The sequence below is a fragment of the Mesorhizobium sp. M5C.F.Ca.IN.020.32.2.1 genome, from assembly GCF_004023105.1.
Classification (GTDB): Bacteria; Pseudomonadota; Alphaproteobacteria; order Rhizobiales; family Rhizobiaceae; genus Mesorhizobium; species Mesorhizobium wenxiniae.
Map to the genome: position 1 here is coordinate 1 of NZ_RZSX01000989.1, position 2,146 is coordinate 2,146.

Below are 2,146 nucleotides of genomic sequence, written 5' to 3' on the forward strand. Positions count from 1 at the left end.
GGCGCGCCAGCACCGAACAGACGGAATTGACCACTTCCGACGGCATGCCGGCCATCTCGAAGCAGGTCACCGGGCGCCCGTGATGCGGCACGCGAAAAATATTGCCGATCGTCTCGTGGATGGTATCTTCGATCAGCCGCGAATTGAACATGAAGCGGTAGCGCGGATCCGAGGCTGCCGATTCGATGCGCGTCTTCAGCGATTTGAGGGTGGGGCGGTCGTTCTTGCTTTCCAGCAGTCCCATGCGTTCGTCGATCTGCTTGATAAGATCGACAACGCGATAGGGCACCGGGGTGTCCGCGGTCAGTGTATCAGTGCCACGCCTGAGATAGGTGCCGGAATTCGGGTTGCGATACAGGTTCTTGGCTGCGGGGATGAGATCGCGCAAAGCATCGACCTCTTCCGGCACGGTCTCGCGCCCGCGAAACAGCACTTCGGCAAATTCCTCGAGCTTGAACATCCAGAAGGGCAGGTCCAGCGTCGTCGAATCGACCCTGACGCAGTGCTCGGGCAAGGACGCGGCGAACTCGTTGTGCGGATCGAGGATGAGAACGCGCAGGTCGGGTCGAGCGGCGATCGATTTGCGCAAAAGCAGCGAGACGGCGGTGGATTTGCCGACGCCGGTGGTGCCCACAATGGCGAAATGGCGCGCCAGCGTGTCGTCAATGGCGATGTTGGCGTCGATCGCCTCATCCTGTGACAGCGTTCCGATGGTAATCGAATGACGTCCGGCGAGATCATAGACCGCCTGCAAGTCGCGGCTGCGGATGCGGTGGGCGATGGCGCCGATATGCGGATAGGTGGTGATACCGCGGTCGAAAATCGGTTTGGTGCCGGGCTCGGCGCCGTCGCGCACCTCGCCGATGAGCTCGATTTTGACCTCGATTGGGTTCTGGCCCGCATTGCTCCAGGCGCGATCCGACTTGCCGATCTCGTAGACCAGGCCGACGGTTCGCGTGGCGCCAAGGTTGATGGAGATCATCTTGCCGACGCTCCAATGGCCGGTGACCGTGCCTTCGACATCGGCGGCATAGGCGCTGATGGTGGCGCGCGCGCCGTCGCACTGGACGACATTGCCCAGAATGCGCTTGTCGTTCTGCTCCGCCTTGCGGCGCTCCTGCAATGTCGGCTCTCCGACGGAGGCTTCGCGGTCGACGAACATGGACAGGCTGTTTCCCATTTCCCCAGGCGATCGACCTTACATCGACGAGGTTAAGGTGGGGTGAGGTCGGATGGTGTAAGAGCAATTAAGCCATTCGTGAAAATTGAATTTTGATCGGCGCCTTGCTCTAAGCTAAAATTTCGTTATACCGGATGAATGACTGATATAGCGAACGACATATCCTCGACCATCGGCAGGCGAATACGCTCCGAAAGAGCCTTGAGGGCCTGGTCGCTGGCGGAGCTCGCAGACCGGTCCGACGTGTCGAAAGCTATGCTCAGCACGATAGAGCGCGGCAAGACGAGCCCGACCGCAGCACTTCTCGTGCGGGTCGCCGCGGCCTTCGGCATGACGCTTTCCACTCTCATCGCGCGGGCCGAGCTGCAAGGCGGCGGGCTGCTTCGCGAAAGCGATCAACCGCTTTGGCGCGATCCCGCAACCGGCTATGTCAGGCGGCATCTTTCGCCGGTCTCGGATATGCCGCTCGAGCTGATCCGGGTTCAATTGCCGGCGGGAGCCAAGGTGAGCTTTCCGGCAGCGTCCTATGCCTTCATCAGACAACAGATATGGCTGATGTCCGGACGGCTGGAATTCACCGAGGGCGACGTCGTCCACAGTCTCGAACCGGGTGACTGCCTGGCACTTGGCGCGCCGTCGGATTGCAGCTTCCACGCTCCGGGACCGGACGCCGCCGAGTATCTGGTGGCGCTGGCCAGAGGCTGATGACAGGGCCGCATCTTATGGCCCGATCTCACTCCAGGGATCTTGCACGCATGAGTTCCATCGAAATCAAGGCGCTGACACAAACTGCGCAAACGCATGCAATGCTGGTCGATATGCTGATCGAGACGGTAGCGGCCGGTGGATCGGTCAGTTTCATGCATCCGCTGGCGCCGGACGCCGCAGGCGCCTTCTGGAGGAAGTCGCTTATTGCGGCTGCAAGAGGCGAAAGAGCTGTGCTCGGCGCCTGGGACGGCGAGGCTC

General features: G+C 61.2%; 2 protein-coding genes and 1 pseudogene. 2 read left to right on the forward strand and 1 reads right to left on the reverse strand.

Annotated elements, in window-relative coordinates:
* Nucleotides 1-1,162 (reverse strand): ATP-binding protein (locus tag EOA86_RS31875; RefSeq protein ID WP_128345240.1); only part of this gene is annotated, 1,162 nt, incomplete at its 3' end.
* 156 nt (nt 1,163-1,318) lie between these two features.
* Between EOA86_RS31875 and EOA86_RS31880 the strand changes: the two genes are divergently transcribed.
* Both EOA86_RS31880 and EOA86_RS31885 read left to right on the forward strand, forming a co-directional pair.
* Complete coding sequence (locus EOA86_RS31880) at nt 1,319-1,885, forward strand: XRE family transcriptional regulator (RefSeq protein ID WP_127209632.1); 567 nt, start codon at nt 1,319-1,321, stop codon at nt 1,883-1,885.
* A gap of 50 nt (nt 1,886-1,935) precedes the next feature.
* Nucleotides 1,936-2,146: pseudogene (locus EOA86_RS31885) on the forward strand (GNAT family N-acetyltransferase); the annotation flags it as partial.

Excerpts from the sequence above, each read along its gene's own strand:
- EOA86_RS31880 (WP_127209632.1), top strand. The coding sequence starts at position 1,319 with ATGACTGATATAGCGAACGACATATCCTCGACCATCGGCAGGCGAATA.